Raw genomic sequence first — 17,023 nt, forward strand, 5'->3', positions numbered from 1 at the left:
TCGCATCGCGAATCGGCTTCTGACGATCTGCGGCTTCATCCATGCCTCGACGGGCACATCACCCGCTCAGCAACGCGCGTCGGTGCTCCAGCGATGGCTTGCAGGGGACGCGTCGCCGCCTCAGTACAGATCCTGCGGATCCACATCCAGCGACCAGCGCACCCGCCGTGCCTGCGGTAGTGCGTGGATCGCCGGTACCGCCGCGTCCAGCAGCGCGTGCAGCGCGCGCCGGGTGCTGGCCGAGAGCAGCAACTGGGTGCGCTGGAAACCGGCGCGGCGCGGCATCGGCGCCGGCATCGGGCCGAAGCGCTGCACCTCGTCCTGCACCGGCAGCAACGCGCGCACGGCGGCGAGGAAGGCGTTGGCATGTTCGACCTGCTTGGCCTCGGCGCGCAGCAGCGCCAGGTGCGCGAACGGGGGGAAGCCGGCGGCCTCGCGCTGCTCCAGTTCCGCGGCGGCGAAGGCGTGGTAGCCGCCGTGCACCAGGGTCTGCAGCAGCGGATGTGCGGGGTGATGGGTCTGCAGCCAGACCTCGCCCGGGCGGGCGGCGCGGCCGGCGCGCCCGGCGACCTGGATCAACTGCTGCGCCAGCTTCTCGCTGGCGCGGAAATCGGCCGAGAACAGGCCTTCGTCGATGCCCACCACCACCACCCGGCTCAGCTGCGGCAGGTCGTGGCCCTTGGCCAGGATCTGCGTGCCGACCAGGATGCCGGGCGCGCTGCCGAGCGTGGCCAGTTGCGTCTCCAGCGCGTCGCGGCGCTGGGTGGTGCTGCGGTCGATGCGCAGCACCGGTACGTCCGGGAATGCCTGCACCAGGCGTTCTTCCAGGCGTTCGGTGCCGATGCCCTGCGGCTGCAGCGCCAGGCTGCCGCAATCCGGGCAGGCCAGCGGCGCCGGCTGGCGCGCGCCGCAGTGGTGGCATTGCAGGCGCCGGCCGCCGGCGTGCACGGTCATCGGCGTGGCGTGCAGCGGCGTGCTGCAGCGCTGGCACGGCGCGGTCCAGCCGCAGTCGTGGCACAGCAGCACCGGCGCATAGCCGCGGCGGTTCTTGAACACCAGCACCTGGCCGCCTTCGGCCAGTGCCGTGCCGATGCCGGCCAGCACCTCCGGCGACAGGCCGTCCTGCAGCGGGCGCTTGCGCACGTCGAGTACGCGCACCGTCGGTGGCTTGGCGTCGCCGGCGCGGCGGGTCAGGCGCAGGTGCGCGTAGCGGCCGCTGGCGGCGTTGTGCAGGCTTTCCAGCGACGGCGTGGCGCTGCCCAGCAGCACCGGTACGTCCAGCGCCTTGCCGCGGACCAGGGCGAAATCGCGGGCGTGGTAGCGGATGCCGTCCTGCTGTTTGTAGCTGCCGTCGTGTTCCTCGTCGACCACGATCAGGCCGGCCCGCGGCAGCGGCACGAACACCGCCGAGCGGGTGCCGACCACCACCTGCGCCTCGCCGCGCCAGGCGGCGGCCCAGACCCGGGCGCGTTCGTTGTCGTTGAGCCCGGAATGCAGCGCATGCACGGGTACCCCGAGGCGGGCGCGGAAGCGTGCCAGGGTCTGCGGGGTCAGGCCGATCTCCGGCACCAGCACCAGCGCCTGGCGGCCGCGCGCCAGGCAGGCGGCGATCGCCTGCAGGTAGACCTCGGTCTTGCCGCTGCCGGTGACGCCGTCGAGCAGGAACGGCGCGAAGCCGGCAGCGGCGACCACCGCGTCGATGGCGTCCTGCTGTTCGGCATTGGGCACCGGCCCGGGCTGCGGCTGCGGCGCCGCGGCGCTGGCCGGCACCGCGATGCGTTCGGCATGCCCCCGCTTGGCCAGGGCGCGCGCGGCGCTGCGCCAGTCGTCCATCGCCTGGTCCAGCCGGTCCTCGTCCATGGCGCCGGCCGCCAGCAGCGCGGCGAAGCGATGCGGACGGGTGCCGGGACGGGCACGGTGGCTGGCGCCGGCCTCGGTCAGGCGCCAGGCCCAGGCGTGGGTGTCGGGCAGCGGCTCGCCACGGCGCAGCGGCACCGGCAACGCCGTGGCCAGCACCTCGCCCAGCGGCGCGTGGCTGTAGCGCGCCAGCCAGCGCAGCGACTCGGCCAGTTCGCCGTGCAGCAACGGTGCCGGGTCCAGCCAGGCCAGCGCAGCGCGCAGGCCGTCGGCGTCCTCGGCCTGGCCGATCGCGGCCACCACGCCACTCAGTTCGCGGTTGCCGAACGGCACCTGCACGCGGCGGCCGACATCGCCGTCGGCGACCGTGTCGCCGGGCGGTGGCAGGTAGTCGAACAGCTGCGGCAGCGGCACGGGCAGGGCGACGCGGAGCGTGGCGGCGGGGGAGGGCATCCACCTAGTCTAGCGGCCGCGGCAAGCGCGCCCGGCAGCCAGGAGTTGCGCGCGATTGCTGCCCGCAAAGTGATAAACCGGTCGTAAATAGCTGCCGTGCTTGGAGAATCGAATTTATCCACATCTGCTGTGGATAAAGCTGTGTATGACGGGCATGCTCCACGCCGTGAAGACGGACTCACAAGCCTCTGCCACGAGTTGGACAAAAAAGCGCCAATCGCATTTATTTCTTTAAGAACAATCACTTGGCCGTGAAACACAGATGCAACATGGTTTCGCGGGGGCTTGACAAGACCTGTCCCGGGCCAATTTCCGGTGCTGTGCACAACCCGCCGTCGCGACGGCCGCCGGTGAGCCGATCGCTGCGTCGCTGTCAAGCGCGCGGTGCGGCGGCGGCCTCGCTATCATCGCGCCGATGATGGAGTTCCGATGACCGCCACGTCCCCTTCCGACGGCGTGGCCGCCCCGCCCGCCCTGGCCGCGTTCCTGCGCGGGATCGAACGCCGCGCCGCGGTCCTGGCCGACCTGCAGAGCGGCCGGCCCGAACGCGGCACGCCGGCCCTGGCGGCGGCGATGCGGGCGTTCCGCAGCCACGCCGCGGCCCTGCCGATGGCCGACTGGCCGCTACGGTTCTGGAAACTGCTCGGCGCGGTGCCGACCCTGCGCCAGGCCGATGCCGCCGCGGGCGCCTGGCCCGCGCCGCTGGCGCACCTGCGCACCCTGCAGCCGGCCGATCGCCTGGCGCTGCTGCTGCGTATCGTGGCCGGGCTGGATGAGCCGCTCGCCGCGCAGGTGCTGCAGTTGTCCACCGAGGACTACCAGCAGGCGCTGGCGCGGGCTTGCCCGCGTGATGCCGCGGGCAGGCCGGATGCGGCGGGCTGGCGCGCGCTGGCCGATGCGGCGCAGCAGTGCCTGCGCGACCTGCCGCCGGCACGGCTGCAGGCCCTGGCGCAACTGCGCGATGCGGCGATCGCCGGCAGCACGGCCCCGCCGGCGGCGACCCCGGCCCCGGCAACGGACACGGCCCCCGCACGTCCGCGCCGCCGTGGCGCGCGCTCGGCCCTGCGCACGCGCCTGGCCGGGGCGGTGATCGCCGTTGTGGTCCTGGCCCTGGTCGGTACGGCGTTCTGGGATCGGCTGCCGTGGCGCCGCGCGCACGTGGCGACCGGCGCGGGCGGCACCGACGCGGGCCTGGCGCTGGGCGACACCGGCCCGGTGCAGGTGGAAGTGCTGCCGCCGGAATCGGATACCGCCAGCGCGCCGCCGCTGCCGGCCGACCCGCCGGCGCCGCTGCCCGAGCCGGCGATCTACGACCTGGATTTCTATGCGTGGTACGCGGCCGGTGCGCCGCCGCCGCGGATCGAGCGCAGTGCCCCCAGCGCCGCCGACCTGGCCGAGGCCGCCGAACACCCGCCGGCCGCCGCCGTGGCCCCGGCTGTCGCGCCCGCGGCAGCCAGCACGCCGCCGGCGCTGACCCCGGCGCAATTGCACGCGCGCCAGGCCGCCTGGGACGCGCTGCCGGCGGCGGCGCAGGCGCGCCTGCGCCAGGTCGCCACGGCCTTCGCCGGCCTGCCGATCGAGCAGCAGCACAGCTTGCATGCGCAGTTCGCCGAAATGGACGCGCTGGAGCGCCACGGCTGGTTGCTCGGCCCGGAACTGGGCGCCGAGTTCTGGGCGCTGCAGCCGCTGCTGGGCTACGTGCCCGCGGCGCAGCGGCAGGCGCTGCTGGGCGTGCTGCGCAGCCTGCCGGCGGACCAGCGCGAACATCTGGCGCTGCTGTCGCAACGCACCCCGCCGCAGGACCGCGCGGCCTTGCGCCGCGACCTGCTGGCGCAGGGCGCCGACAGCCGCGGCGCCTGGCTGAAGCAGCGCGCCGCGCGCTGAGATGCGCGCGCGGCGCTTGGCTTTCGCGGGCGCCTGATTCCAGCCGCGGGGCGCGGCTCCCAGCAGCCATCCGCCGCAGCGGGTAGAATGCGCGGCCTCCGCCACCCGGTGTCCGGCGCTGTCTGCGCGGCCGCAGTGGCGAGATCGCCAGAGTCTTGCAATGTTTTCGTCTTCCACCCCGGCCACGGTCCGGGGCCGCGAACTGCGCACCACCGCGCAGCTCGCCCTGCCGCTGGTCCTGGGGCACGTCTCCACCGGCCTGATCAGCTTCGTCGACAACGTGATCGCCGGTCACCACGGCACCCGCACGCTGGCCTCGGTGACGGTCGGCACGGCCCTGCTGTGGCTGCCGATGATGATCCCGATCGGCACCCTGATCGCCTTGACCGCCTCGGTTTCGCAGCTCGACGGCGCCAAGCGCCAGGCGCAGATCGGGCCGCTGTTCCGCCAGGCGCTGTGGTTGTCGCTGGGCCTGGGCCTGCTGATGTTCGCGTTCCTGAGCGTGATGCCGATGGCGCTGCCGCAACTGGGCATCGCCCCGGAGATCGTGCCCGGCGCGCGCGACTTCCTGCATGCGATCCGTTGGGGCGTGCCGGCGCTGGTGCTGTATTTCTGCATGCGCTACCTCAGCGAAGGCATGCACTGGACGCTGCCCACCATGCTGCTCGGCTTCGGCGGCCTGCTGCTGCTGGCCCCGCTCGGCTATGCGCTGACCTTCGGTCTGTGGGGCCTGCGCGAGCACGGCGCCGGCGGCCTGGGCATGGCCTCGGCGATCACGATGTGGGCGCAGGCGCTGTGCTTCGCCTTCTACCTGGCGCGGTCCAAGCGCTTCGCGCCGCTGCGCCTGTTCGCGCAGTTCGAGGCGCCGGACCTGCGCGCGATCGCCGGGCTGCTGAAGACCGGCCTGCCGATCGGCGTGACCATCCTGATGGAAGGCGGCCTGTTCATCGTCACCGCGCTGCTGATCGCGCGGCTCGGCGAGGTGCCGGCGGCGGCGCACCAGATCGCGATCAACGTGGCGCAGCTGTGCTTCATGGTGCCGATGGGCGTGGCCGAGGCGACCACGGTGCGGGTCGGCCGCGCCGCCGGCGCCGGCGACGCGGTGGGCGTGCGCGGTGCGGCCTGGGCCGGCTATGCGATCGTGCTCGGCACCCAGGCGCTGTCGGCGCTGGTGCTGTTGTTCGGCCACGACGCCATCGTCGGCATCTACACCAGCGACCTGGCGGTGGCGGCGCTGGCCTCCACGCTGCTGCTGTACGCGGCCACGTTCCAGTTCCCCGACGGCGTGCAGGTGCTGTCGGCCGGCGCGCTGCGCGGCCTCAAGGACACCCGCGTGCCGATGCTGCTCGCCCTGTGCTCCTACTGGGGCCTGGGCATGCCGCTGGGCGCCGGCCTCGGCCTGTGGCTGGGCTGGGGGCCGCAGGGCATGTGGATCGGCCTGATCCTGGGCCTGACCGCGGCGGCGGTGATGATGGGCGCGCGGTTCCGCTGGAGCAGCGCGCGGCTGCTGGCCGCGCCGGCGGCCCCCTGACTTCAGACGCATGTGCGGGGCCTGACGCAGCCGGTATGCTGCGCAGGCGCAAGACGCCTTCCCTTCGGAGTTTTCCATGAACCAACCCGTGCGTCGCAGCCCCGTCGCCAACTTCTTCGTCGGCCTGTGGGATGTGATGAACTTCACCCGCCGGTTGATCTTCAACCTGGTGTTCTTCGGTTTCCTGTTGCTGATCCTGCTGGCGATGGTTTTCGCCATGGCGCGCGGCGACGGCGGCAAGGCGCTGCGCGACCGCACCACGCTGCTGATCGCGCCGGAAGGCAAGCTGGTCGAGCAGTTCAGTGCCGACCCGGTCAGCCGCGCGCTGGCCAAGGCGATGAACGACAAGGGCGCGCAGGAGATCCAGTTGCGCGACCTGGTGCGCGCGATCGAGGCGGCCAAGACCGATCCCAAGATCGAGCGCGTTGCACTGCGCCTGGACAAGCTGCAGCCCAGCGGCTTCGCCTCGATGCGCGAGGTGGAGAAGGCGCTGCAGGACCTGCGCAGCTCCGGCAAGCAGATCGTTGCCTACAGCGACAACCTGAACCAGTGGCAGTACCTGCTGGCCGCGCAGGCCAACGAGGTCTACCTGGACCCGATGGGCTCGATGACCCTGGAAGGCCTGGGCCGCTACCGCCAGTATTTCCGCGAGGGCCTGCAGGACAAGCTCGGCGTGGACGTGCACCTGTTCAAGGTCGGCGAGTACAAGTCCGCCGCCGAGCCCTACGTGCTCGACGCGGCCTCGCCGGCGTCCAAGGAAGCCGACCTGTTCTGGATGAACGACGTGTGGCAGCGCTATGTGGCCGACATCGCCAAGGCGCGCAAGCTGGCGCCTGAGCAGATCAACGCCGGCATCGACACCATGCCCGAGGGCGTGGCCGCCGCCGGCGGCGACCTGGCCAAGTTCGCCCTGCAGCAGAAGCTGGTGGACGGCCTGAAGACCCGCGAGGACGTCGAGCAACTGCTGGCCAAGCGCGGCGTCGCCGACGACGATGCCGACACCGGCTATCGCAACGTCGACCTGGACGGCTACCTGCAGCAGCTGGACCTGCGCCGTTCGCCGGTGGATTCGCGGCCGCAGGTGGCGGTGGTGGTCGCCGCGGGCGAGATCAGCGGCGGCGAACAGCCGGCCGGCCGCATCGGCGGCGAGTCGACCGCGGCGCTGCTGCGCCAGGCGCGCGACGACGACGCGGTGAAGGCGGTGGTGCTGCGGGTGGATTCGCCCGGCGGCGAAGTGTTCGCCTCCGAGCAGATCCGCCGCGAGGTGGTGGCGCTGAAGGCCGCCGGCAAGCCGGTGGTGGTGTCGATGGGCGATCTGGCCGCGTCCGGCGGCTACTGGATCAGCATGAACGCCGATCGCATCTATGCCGACCCGTCGACCATCACCGGTTCGATCGGCATCTTCGGCATGATCCCCAACATCACCCGCACCCTGGACAAGATCGGCGTGCACACCGACGGCGTGGGCACCACCCGCTTCGCCGGCGCGTTCGACATGACCCGGCCGATGGATCCGGCGGTGGGCCAGCTGATCCAGTCGGTGATCAACAAGGGCTATGCCGACTTCACCGGCAAGGTCGCGCAGGCGCGCGGCAAGTCGGTCGAGGCCATCGACCAGGTGGCGCGCGGCCGCGTGTGGAGCGGTGCGCAGGCCAAGGAGCGCGGGCTGGTGGACGCGTTCGGCGGCTTCAAGGATGCGGTGGCCGATGCCGCCGCGCGCGCCAAGCTGGGCGGCCCGGACAAGTACCGGGTGCGCTACGTCGAGAAGCCGGCCACGCCGTTCGCGCAGTTCGTCAGCGGGTTCGCCGGCAGCCGTCTGGGCGTGTGGATGCTGAGCGACTCGGCGCTGGGCCACGCCCTGCTGGCGCGCAGCCTGCCGGAACTGGACACCCAGCTGCGCTTCGTCAAGGACGCGGCCGACACCCGTCCGGGCGCACCGGTGAAGGCGCTGGCCTACTGCTTCTGCGGTCTGTGAGCCGGCCCTGAGCCGGTGGCGGCGCGCCCGCGCGGGCGCGCCGCATGTGCCTGCAACGCCGGCCCCCGTGGCCGGCGTTGTTCATTGTGCGGTGGCGGCGTCGAGCGCGGCGTTCTGCGTGGCCGCGGCGCGGTCCAGCGTGGTCTGGGTCTGCTTGGCGCGGTCCAGCGGCTGGGCGATGGCGGCGCGCAACGCGCTGGCCTTCGGCGGCGGCGGCGCATCGGGCGGTTGCGGCGGCGCCGGCCTGCATGCGGCCAGCAGTGCGAGCAGCGGCAATGCCAACGTCATCCTGCGCAGTGGTGCGGACATGGCGGCGACCTCCTCGAGGGTGGAGGTATCATCCTACGCCTCTCACGTGAGCAGACAGGCACGCGCATGCAGCACCGTTGGCGGCTGGACGGACAGACCGCGCTGATCACCGGCGCCAGCGCCGGCATCGGCCTGGCGATCGCACGCGAACTGCTCGGGTTCGGCGCCGACCTGCTGCTGGTGGCGCGCGACCTCGATGCACTCGAGACCGCGCGCGACGAACTGCGCGACGCCTTCCCCGAGCGCGAGATCCTGGCACTGGCCGCCGACGTCGCCGACGACGAGGACCGCCGCGAGATCCTGGATTGGGTCGAGGACCATGCCGACGGCCTGCACCTGCTGATCAACAACGCCGGCGGCAACGTCAGCAAGGCCGCGGTGGACTACACCGAGGACGAATGGCGCGGCATCTTCGAGACCAACCTGTTCTCCGCGTTTGAACTGTCGCGCTACGCGCATCCGCTGCTGGCGCGGCATGCGGCCTCGGCGATCGTCAACGTCGGCAGCGTGTCCGGGCTGACCCACGTGCGCAGCGGCGCGCCCTACGGCATGACCAAGGCGGCGCTGCACCAGCTCACCCGCAACCTCGCCGCCGAATGGGCCGAGGACGGCATCCGGGTCAATGCGGTGGCGCCGTGGTACATCCGCACCCGCCGCACGTCAGGCCCGCTGTCGGACCCGGACTACTACGAGCAGGTGATCGAGCGCACGCCGATGCGCCGCATCGGCGAACCGGAGGAAGTGGCGGCGGCGGTCGGGTTCCTGTGCCTTCCGGCGGCCAGCTACGTCACTGGCGAATGCATCGCGGTGGACGGTGGGTTTTTGCGCTACGGGTTTTGACGGTTCGGTGGCTGCATGGCGGCGGCGTGTGCGCAGGGCTCCAGCCGAAGGCGTCTTGCGGTGCGTCCCGGGCGATACGGCGTCGGTACTGAAGTCCCTCCCACAAGGGCGCGCGCTCGCCGTGGTAGACCGGTTGCGGCGGTGAGTGCCAGGAAGTGGCGGCTGCGGTTTGGTTCCTGTGATTGCGCCTGCTACATCACCGCCGAATGCATCGCGGTGGACCGCGGTTTTGCGCTACGGGTTTTTAGCGCTGCAGGCTGTGGTGCAAGCGAGGCAACTGCGTGCAGCGGATTCCGTAGGAGCGGCTTCAGCCGCGACCGGGCGTTACCGGGAAAGCCCGGTCGCGGCTGAAGCCGCTCCTACGACGACAGGTGGACCACCACGCACGAGCACGATGGCTCACGGCGCAGCCGCTCCGGTGCGCTGCAGTTGCTGGCCTCGGTAACGCTCGGTCGCGGCTGAAGCCGCTCCTACGACGACAGGCGCACCACTACGCGCGAGCGCGGTGGGTCATGGCGCAGGCCGCTCCGGTGTGCTGCAGTTGCTGGCCTCGGTAACGCCCGGTCGCGGCTGAAGCCGCTCCTACGACGACAGGTGGACCACCACGCACGAGCGCGATGGGTCATGGCGCGGGCCGCTCCGATGCGCTGCAGTTGCTGGCCTCGGTGACGCCGGTCGCGGCTGAAGCCGCTCCTGCGACGACAGGCGCACCACCACGCGCGAGCGCGATGGGTCACGGCGGCCGCTCCGGTGCGCTGCACTTGCTGGCGTCGGGAACGCCCGGTCGCGGCTGAAGCCGCTCCTACGACGACAGGCGCACCACTACGCGCGAGCGCGATGGGTCACGGCGCAGGCCGCTCCGATGCGCTGCAGTTGCTGGCCTCGAGCAGGTGCATGCGGCGTTCGAACTCCGCATGCAGCGTCTCCGCATGCTCGGGCACGGCGAAGCGCCAGTGGGTTTCGGTGTCGGCCACGTAGTTCTTCCAGGTATCGCACAACTGCTCGGCGGGCAGCGGCTGGCACTGGTCGCGCAGCACCTCGCAGGCGCTGCCGCCGGCCTGGTTGGGTCCACCGTCCAGGTCCGTCGTGTGCAGCGGCACGCAACGCGGCGGCGGTTCGGCGACCTCACCGATGTAGGACGCCTGCTCGCGGGTGGTGCAGGTGTACAGCGGCGGGGGCGGTAGCTTTGGCGGTGGCGGTTGAGCTGCAGCAGCCGTGGTGTCGACCGGGGCCGCCGCGTCTGCAGGCGTGGCGGCGGTCGGTGTGCTTGCAGGGGACGACGATGGAACGGGCTCGGCTCCGAGCGTGGTCGGCAGTGCGGCGCTGCTCACGCCCTGCATGATCTTCTTCTGCTGGCGCATGCCCTTGGGGCAGGGCATGTTCTGGATGGTCAGGTTGTCCTGCGCATCGGTACAGCGATAGAACACCACCGGTTCGGCGCTCGCCGCGCCGGCGCAGGCCAGCCACGCAGCCAGGCAGAGCGCACGGCGCATCAGGTGCCGCCGCAGTCGCGCGCCAGGCGTGCATCGATGCCGCGCTGTTCGGTTTCCAGCGCACGGCGCTCGCTCTGCAGGGCGCTGTTGTAGCGACGGATCAACTCCCAGCGGCGGTCGCTCAGGCGCGCGCAGACCTCCTGCTCGGGCAGCGCCGTGCAGGTATCGCGGATCAGGGTGCTGCCGGCCGGCACGATCACCCCGGCGCCGGCGGCCACTCCCGGCGGCGGTGGCCCTGGCGGGTATGGACGGCCGGGCGGAGGCGGTCCCGGCGGGCCGGGCGAGCGGCCATCGGGGCCGCGCCCGGACGGCCGCGCGTACGGGCCCTCGGCATAGCCATAGGCCCACAGCGGCACCCAGCGCGGATTGCCGGCGTTGTCGTCGCTGGTGTAGCGCGTGCCTTCCGGGGTCACGCACTCGTACATCGGCTGCGCCGGCTGCACGGTGACGATGCGCAGTTCGCGCTGCGGCAGCGGCGCCGGGGAGGCCTCGCCGCGCGCCGGATCGGTGCTGATGGTGGTGGTCGGCCGCGGCGGCGGATCGCGTGGGCGCTGCATGTCCAGCACCTGCTGCCGGCGCGCGTTCTCGCAGGGCGCGTTCTGCAGGCTGACCGCACCGGAGGCGGAGATGCAGCGGTAGATGCGTACCGACGCGTTGCCGCCGTCGCTGCTGACCGTTTGCGTCTGTTGCGCCCAGCCGGCACCGATCCAGGGCGACAGGCTCAGCAGCAGCAAGGGGCGGAGAAGGCGGCGCATGCGCGCATCTTGCGCGCCTTGGCCGGCCAGGGAAAGGGCGTGCATGCGGGGATTCAGGACGCGATGGGCGCGGGTGCGCAGCAGGGTCTCGTAGCGCATCGGCATGCCGCGGCTCAGCCAGCGCGCTCCCTGCCGCACTCTCGCAGCGGCTGCACGGCGTTGCCGGCCTCGGCCAGAGCGCGCTCGTGCAGTGCGGGCGCGTTGCTCCGGCAATGCGAACTGCGCCCGACCCTCATCCGCCTCTGCGGGGCACCTTCCCGGAAAAGGGGGCCGTGGTCCCGAGAGGAGAAGGGAAGCGTGCAAGCCCCTCTCCCACCGGGAGAGGCGGTGGGGTGAGGGTGCGGCGCGCGAAACGCCCTCGTCGATCTGGCGATGCGAGCTGCGCCCGTACCCTCATCCGCCCCTGCGGGGCACCTTCCCCCGAAAAGGGGGCCATGGTCCCGAGGGGAGAAGGGAAGCGTGCAAGCCCCTCTCGCACCGGGAGAGGGGTTGGGGGTGAGGGTGCGGTGCGCGAAGCGCCCACGTGGCTCCATCGCCATTGCGCCAGGCGTTACTGCAACGGAGGCAAGGCGTGCCGTGGAAGCCAGGGCCTCAGGAGCGCAGGATCTCGCCGCTGGCGGCGTCGCGGATCGGGGTGGGTTGGGCCAGGCCGCCGGTGTCGCCGTCGAGCAGGCCGTCGAGGTCGTTCAGCACCAGCGGATCCAGTTCGCTGCGCTGCCGCGCCGGCGGCTCGCCACCGCGGTTGGCGCTGGTCGACACCAAGGCGCCGCCCCAGGCCCGGCACAGGGCGGCGACCAGCGGATGCGCGCTGATCCGCACCGCGATGCCCTGGTGCGCGCCGGTCACCCACGGCGGCGCATGCGCGGAGGCGGGCAGGATCCAGGTGTGCGGTCCCGGCCAACTGGCCAGCACCGCGGCCAGCCGGTCCGCCGGCAGCGCCGACAGGTCGAGCAGCGGGCGCAACGGATCCAGTTCGGCGGCGACCACGATCAGGCCCTTGTCCACCGGCCGCTGCTTGATCCGCAGCAGGCGGGTCACGGCGGTCTCGTCGTGCGGATCGCAGCCCAGGCCCCACACGGCTTCGGTGGGATAGGCGATCACGCCGCCCTGGCGCAGGACGGCGACGGCATGGCTCAGCGACAGGTCGGTCATGCGCGCATCATGCGGCACGTCCTCGTCTAAGGACAATGAGGGTCGGTGCGGGGCAGGGCCGGTCGGCGCAGGGCGCGCCGGGCCGGGCGATGCGTCGCGGCCGGTCCTGCAACCGGGGCAGGCAAGCGCCGCTGTGCAGCGGCGGGGCGTGCGTGGGCGCGCTGTCGCGCCGGATGTGCGCCAGCAAGATCGCGTCCGGCGATGGCGCAGGTGCAATGTGGCGAGCTGCGGCAGCGGTTCGCGGGTTACTGGCGCGGGCGCCCGGCGCTGGTGCTCCGTCGCGGCACCCCAGTAAGCGCCGCCGCGACCGCGGCAGCCCGGCAAGGGCGGCTCAGCCGCCTTTGGCCACGGTCTTCTTCGCCGCCTTCTTCACCGCTTTCTTGGCGGTCTTCTTCGCGGCCTTCTTGACCGCCTTCTTCGCCGCCGGCTTGGCCGCAGCGTCGGCCGCGGCCTTCTTCGCCGCGCTCTTCTTCGGCGCGGCTTCCTTCTTGGCCGCGGCCTTCTTGGCGCCGAAGCCCTTGCGCACCGGCTTGCCGGTTTCCTCCAGCAGCTTCTGCACTTCGTCCAGGCTCAGCGTGGCCGGCTCGCGATCCTTGGGGATCTTGCCGTTGAGCTTGCCGTCGCTGATGTACGGGCCGAAGCGGCCGTTGAGCACCTGGATGTCGCTGCCGGGGAATTCCTTGATGATGCGGTTGCGCGCGATCTCTTCCTTCTCCTCGATCAGGAACACCGCACGGGCCAGATCGATGGTGTAGGGATCGTCTTCCTTCTTCAGCGAGGCGTACACGCTGCCGCGCTTGGCGAACGGGCCGAAGCGGCCGATGCCGACGCTGACTTCCTCGCCCTTGTCCTGGCCGAGGCTGCGCGGCATCAGGAACAGCTCCAGCGCCTCCTCCAGGGTGATGGTGTGCATGCTCTGGCCGGGACGCAGCGAGGCGAACTTGGGCTTGTCCTCGGCGTCCTCGGCGGTGCTGCCGATCGCCGCGTACGGCCCGAAGCGGCCCAGGCGCACGCTCACCGGCTTGCCGGTCTTGGGATCGGTGCCGAGCTCGCGCGCACCGCTGGCTTCGGCACGGTCGACCGATTCCTTCTTGTCCTCGACCAGTTCCTTGAACGGTTCCCAGAAGCGCGACATCAACGGGATCCACTCCTCCTCGCCGCGCGAGACCGCGTCGAGCTCGTCCTCGAGCTTGGCGGTGAAGTCGTAGTCCACGTACTGGGTGAAATGGCTGGACAGGAACTTGGACACCGCACGGCCGACGTCGGACGGGCGGAAGCTGCGGCCTTCCATCTCCACGTACTTGCGGAACAGCAGGGTCTGGATGATCGAGGCGTAGGTCGAGGGGCGGCCGATGCCGTACTCTTCCAGCGCCTTCACCAGCGCCGCTTCGGTGTAGCGCGGCGGCGGCTGGGTGAAGTGCTGCTCGGCCAGGATGCGTTCCAGCGGCACGCGATCGCCGGGCTTCATCGCCGGCAGCTTGCGGCCTTCGTCCTCGTCCTCGGCGCTCTTGTTGTCCTTGCCTTCCTCGTACACGGCCAGGAAGCCGGGCACCACCACGGTGGTGCCGCTGGCGCGGAACACGTGCTCGCTGCCGGCCGACAGGTCCACGCTCACGGTGTTGAGCGTGGCCGGGATCATCTGGCAGGCCACCGCGCGCTTCCAGATCAGCTCGTACAGCTTGCGCTCGTCGTCGGTGAGGAAGCGGGCGACCTGGGCCGGGGTGCGCAGCGCCGAGGTCGGACGCACGGCTTCGTGCGCTTCCTGGGCGTTCTTGGACTTGGTCTGGTAGGTGTTGGGCTGGTCCGGCAGCGAGGCGATGCCGTAGTCGCGCGCGATCACGTCGCGGATCTCGGCCAGCGCGTCCTGCGACAGGTTGACCGAGTCGGTACGCATGTACGAGATCAGGCCGACCGTGCCCTCGTCGCCGATTGCCACGCCTTCGTACAGCTTCTGCGCCACCTGCATGGTCTTGCGGGTGGTGAAGCCGAGTTTGCGCGAGGCTTCCTGCTGCAGGGTGGAGGTGGTGAACGGCGGCGCCGGGCGGCGCTTGCGCTCCTTGCTGGCGACGTCGGTGACGTGCAGCGCGCCCTGCGCGGCCTGCTGGATGCGCAGGCGGGCGGCCTCGGCGGTATCGCCGTCGGTGATGGTGAACTGCTCGAACTTCTGCCCGTCGAGCTTGATCAGCTTGGCGTTGAAGTGCTGCGAGGGATGCGCGCAGTCGGCGGCGATGGACCAGTACTCGCGGGCGACGAAGGCCTCGATCTCCTCCTCGCGCTCGACGATCATGCGCAGCGCCGGCGACTGCACGCGGCCGGCGGACAGGCCGCGCTGGACCTTGCGCCACAGCACCGGCGACAGGTTGAAACCGACCAGGTAGTCCAGCGCGCGGCGCGCCTGCTGCGCATCGACCAGGTCGCCGGCGATCTGCCGCGGCTGCGCCATCGCTTCCTTGATCGCGCGCGGGGTGATCTCGGTGAACACCACCCGGTGCAGCGGCTTGCCCTTGAGCAGACCGCGCTCCTGCAGGATCTCGGCGATGTGCCAGCTGATCGCTTCGCCCTCGCGGTCCGGGTCGGTCGCCAGGTAGATGTCTTCGGCCGCCTTGGCGGCCTTGGCGATGGCCTCCACGTGCTTCTCGTTCTTGTCGATCAGCGCGTAGCGCATCGCGAAGCCGTCGTCCGGATCCACCGCGCCTTCCTTCGGGATCAGGTCGCGCACGTGCCCATACGAGGCCAGGACGTGGAAATCCTTGCCGAGGTATTTGTTGATCGTCTTGGCCTTGGCGGGCGATTCGACGATGAGCAGGTGCTTGGACATGGCGGGTCGGGCTTCGATGGGCGTGGGCGGACGCCCTGGGGGCGGTAGGGTGGCGCAATTGCTCCGGTTAGTGAAGCGTTGCGGTCTCGCAGAGAAGCCGACGCCCGGGACGGAACCCCCGGGCGTTCAGCTACGGCGCTTATTTATTAGTGGGCATGTCCGGCGCCCGCTGTCAAGCCGGCGCCGGTCGGCCGGGCCGCCGGGCAGGTGGCAACACGGCTCCGGAGCCTGCCGGACTCAGTGCCAGCCGCCCTTGGCGGCCATGCCGATCGCCAGCGCCACCAGCAGCACCACGCCCGCCATCAGCAGGCCGAACAGCGACAGGATCACCACGGTGACGGTGCCGAGCTTGCGCTGCTGCCATTCCGGATGGTCGGTGTAGGCCCACTTGTCCACCACCAGGGTGTCGCAGAGCATGTCGTGCAGGGCCTGCTTGCGCTCGGTGAAGGCCGCCATCAGCAGGCCGATGCCCAGGGTCAGGCTGCTCAGCATGAAGCCGAAGTAGCGGCCCACGCCGCGGGCCACGGTGATGCGGCTGCCATCGGTGCGCACCACCTTGATGCCGACCGCCATCTTGCCCAGCGTGGCCTGCTTGGTGGAGGCGTGGAACAGGCCGTAGTACAGCGCCGAGATCGCGATCGGCATCAGGTACATCAGCAGCAGCATGACGATGCCGGCGGCGGAGGTGAAGTTGGGCTGGTTGCCGACGCCACTGACCCCCATGAAACCGAGCAGCACCACGAACTGGATCACATTGGCGACCATGCCGACCAGGAACGCGTCGATCAGGTAGGCGGCCACGCGCTTCCAGAAACCGGCCTGTACCACCTCGCCGCCGCCGACCACCCGCGCACCGCCGTCGAGCACGGCGCTGGGGGCCGCGTAGGGCGATGCGACTGCGGGGGGCGCGGGTGAGGCCCAGGCGTCGGGCACGGCCGGGGTCGGAGCGGGGGGCGGCACTTCTCCGCCGACCTCCATCGGTGCCAGCGCGGGAGCCGGAGGTGGCGCCTGGGCCAGGCCGAGCTCGTCGACGAACTCGGCCAGGGTGCGCCATTCGCTCAGGCCCTCGCGCCAGACCAGGGTGGACAGCCCGATCTCGCTGCGCTGGAAGCGCTGTTGCAGGTCGGCGGCCGCCAGCGGGCCATGGCGCTGCTGCGCCGCATCGGCGTAGTACCACTCAGTCATTCTGTTCCCCGGGAGTTGCAGTCGAAAACGGTACGCCGGTCAGCCGCCGCGGCAGTGGACCGGCAGGACGCGATCGTCCAGGTCGGAACTGCAGTTCCAGGCGGACGTGCGCTCATCGTAGTCCAGCCACAGCGCTTTGCCATCCAGGCGCTTTTGGTCGGGCAAGCGCAGCGTGGCTTCCAGGCCGCAGTGGCCATTGTCGAAGCGGCCGACCCGCACCTGCGCGATGGCGTCGCCGGCATAGCTTTGCGGGGTACCGAAGCCGGTGTCGCCGTTGACCGCGCAACGGTGCTCCTGCGCGGCGAAGGCGGCGACCTGGTCTTTCAGCGGCGCCAGCGTGCCGAGCGCCTGCGCGACCTTCGCACGTGCGAGATAGTCCTGGTAGGCGGGCAGGGCGATCGCGGCCGCGATGCCCAGGAACGCCACCAGCATCACGCCGCCGACGGCGCCGATGATGGCCATGATCGCGCAGCCGGACAGGCCACTGCGTGGCGCGGCAGCGGCAGCGGGACCCGCGGGGTGGGCGGCATGGAGCGGTGGCGGCAACGGCGGCGGGGTGGGCGCGTCGGGCAGGCCCAGCTCGGCGGCGAGCGCGTGCAGCGGCCGCCACTCCGCCAGGCCCTCGCGCCAGACCAGGGTCTCGCGCTGCAGGCGGCCGTCGTGCAGGCGTTCCAGCAGGGTCGAGGCCGGCAACGGGCCGTGCCGCTCGCGTGCGGCGTCGACGTAGTACCAGAGCGCGGGGGAGGAAGTGTCTTCGTGCATCCGTGCGCG

At 71.5% G+C, this 17,023-nt stretch carries 12 protein-coding genes; 4 read left to right on the top strand and 8 right to left on the bottom strand.

The features are described from left to right. Positions 1–120: 120 nt before the first annotated feature. On the bottom strand, positions 121–2,310 hold the full coding sequence (locus tag NUG21_RS03410; RefSeq protein WP_263392282.1) for a primosomal protein N': 2,190 nt from the start codon (positions 2,308–2,310) through the stop codon (positions 121–123). A gap of 429 nt (positions 2,311–2,739) precedes the next feature. On the opposite strand from NUG21_RS03410, the gene NUG21_RS03415 reads away from it, so the two are divergent. The 3 genes from NUG21_RS03415 (at position 2,740) to sppA (ending at position 7,700) form a co-directional block, all read left to right on the top strand. Further along, the gene (locus NUG21_RS03415; protein WP_263392283.1) at positions 2,740–4,194 is read left to right on the top strand and encodes a hypothetical protein; all 1,455 of its coding nucleotides are present in this window, start codon (positions 2,740–2,742) and stop codon (positions 4,192–4,194) included. Positions 4,195–4,354: 160 nt separating this feature from the next. Next, complete coding sequence (locus NUG21_RS03420) at positions 4,355–5,725, top strand: MATE family efflux transporter (RefSeq protein WP_160945579.1); 1,371 nt, start codon at positions 4,355–4,357, stop codon at positions 5,723–5,725. Between the two features lie 76 nt (positions 5,726–5,801). Beyond that, positions 5,802–7,700, top strand: coding sequence for a signal peptide peptidase SppA (sppA, locus tag NUG21_RS03425; RefSeq protein WP_160945578.1), 1,899 nt, complete (start codon positions 5,802–5,804; stop codon positions 7,698–7,700). Between the two features lie 81 nt (positions 7,701–7,781). Here sppA and NUG21_RS03430 read toward each other — a convergent pair whose 3' ends face one another. Further along, positions 7,782–7,988 carry a hypothetical protein gene (locus NUG21_RS03430; protein ID WP_317852483.1) on the bottom strand — a complete coding sequence of 69 codons (207 nt, stop codon included), beginning with the start codon at positions 7,986–7,988 and terminating at the stop codon, positions 7,782–7,784. Positions 7,989–8,075: 87 nt separating this feature from the next. Here NUG21_RS03430 and NUG21_RS03435 point away from each other — a divergent pair, with 87 nt between their 5' ends. Further along, positions 8,076–8,849 carry an SDR family oxidoreductase gene (locus NUG21_RS03435; protein WP_263392285.1) on the top strand — a complete coding sequence of 258 codons (774 nt, stop codon included), beginning with the start codon at positions 8,076–8,078 and terminating at the stop codon, positions 8,847–8,849. 842 nt (positions 8,850–9,691) lie between these two features. Here the strand turns inward: NUG21_RS03435 and NUG21_RS03440 are convergent. From NUG21_RS03440 to NUG21_RS03465, 6 genes are all read right to left on the bottom strand, one after another. After that, entirely contained in the window at positions 9,692–10,342 is a 651-nt protein-coding gene (locus tag NUG21_RS03440) for a DUF4124 domain-containing protein (protein ID WP_263392286.1), read from the bottom strand. Further along, positions 10,342–11,097, bottom strand: coding sequence for a DUF4124 domain-containing protein (locus tag NUG21_RS03445; protein ID WP_263392287.1), 756 nt, complete (start codon positions 11,095–11,097; stop codon positions 10,342–10,344). Before NUG21_RS03445 ends, NUG21_RS03440 begins: the two co-directional genes overlap by 1 nt. 591 nt (positions 11,098–11,688) lie before the next feature. Further along, positions 11,689–12,249, bottom strand: coding sequence for an L-threonylcarbamoyladenylate synthase type 1 TsaC (locus NUG21_RS03450; RefSeq protein ID WP_160945573.1), 561 nt, complete (start codon positions 12,247–12,249; stop codon positions 11,689–11,691). Between the two features lie 331 nt (positions 12,250–12,580). Further along, positions 12,581–15,067, bottom strand: coding sequence for a DNA topoisomerase I (locus NUG21_RS03455; protein WP_263392288.1), 2,487 nt, complete (start codon positions 15,065–15,067; stop codon positions 12,581–12,583). A 237-nt stretch (positions 15,068–15,304) separates the two neighbouring features. Further along, positions 15,305–16,252 (bottom strand): RDD family protein, encoded by a 948-nt coding sequence (locus NUG21_RS03460; protein WP_263392289.1) that lies wholly within the window; start codon positions 16,250–16,252, stop codon positions 15,305–15,307. Positions 16,253–16,291: 39 nt separating this feature from the next. Beyond that, positions 16,292–17,014: a pilin gene (locus tag NUG21_RS03465; protein ID WP_263392290.1), complete on the bottom strand. Its 723-nt coding sequence runs from the start codon at positions 17,012–17,014 to the stop codon at positions 16,292–16,294. Between the last annotated feature and the right edge of the window lie 9 nt (positions 17,015–17,023).

Origin of the sequence: Xanthomonas sp. CFBP 8445 (genome assembly GCF_025666235.1) — a bacterium.
Lineage (GTDB): Bacteria > Pseudomonadota > Gammaproteobacteria > Xanthomonadales > Xanthomonadaceae > Xanthomonas_A > Xanthomonas_A indica.

Excerpts from the sequence above, each read along its gene's own strand:
- NUG21_RS03420 (WP_160945579.1), top strand. The coding sequence starts at position 4,355 with ATGTTTTCGTCTTCCACCCCGGCCACGGTCCGGGGCCGCGAACTGCGC.
- sppA (WP_160945578.1), top strand. The coding sequence starts at position 5,802 with ATGAACCAACCCGTGCGTCGCAGCCCCGTCGCCAACTTCTTCGTCGGC.
- NUG21_RS03435 (WP_263392285.1), top strand. The coding sequence starts at position 8,076 with ATGCAGCACCGTTGGCGGCTGGACGGACAGACCGCGCTGATCACCGGC.
- NUG21_RS03430 (WP_317852483.1), bottom strand. The coding sequence starts at position 7,988 with ATGACGTTGGCATTGCCGCTGCTCGCACTGCTGGCCGCATGCAGGCCG.
- NUG21_RS03410 (WP_263392282.1), bottom strand. The coding sequence starts at position 2,310 with ATGCCCTCCCCCGCCGCCACGCTCCGCGTCGCCCTGCCCGTGCCGCTG.
- NUG21_RS03440 (WP_263392286.1), bottom strand. The coding sequence starts at position 10,342 with ATGCGCCGTGCGCTCTGCCTGGCTGCGTGGCTGGCCTGCGCCGGCGCG.
- NUG21_RS03465 (WP_263392290.1), bottom strand. The coding sequence starts at position 17,014 with ATGCACGAAGACACTTCCTCCCCCGCGCTCTGGTACTACGTCGACGCC.
- NUG21_RS03450 (WP_160945573.1), bottom strand. The coding sequence starts at position 12,249 with ATGACCGACCTGTCGCTGAGCCATGCCGTCGCCGTCCTGCGCCAGGGC.
- NUG21_RS03455 (WP_263392288.1), bottom strand. The coding sequence starts at position 15,067 with ATGTCCAAGCACCTGCTCATCGTCGAATCGCCCGCCAAGGCCAAGACG.
- NUG21_RS03415 (WP_263392283.1), top strand. The coding sequence starts at position 2,740 with ATGACCGCCACGTCCCCTTCCGACGGCGTGGCCGCCCCGCCCGCCCTG.
- NUG21_RS03460 (WP_263392289.1), bottom strand. The coding sequence starts at position 16,252 with ATGACTGAGTGGTACTACGCCGATGCGGCGCAGCAGCGCCATGGCCCG.
- NUG21_RS03445 (WP_263392287.1), bottom strand. The coding sequence starts at position 11,097 with ATGCGCCGCCTTCTCCGCCCCTTGCTGCTGCTGAGCCTGTCGCCCTGG.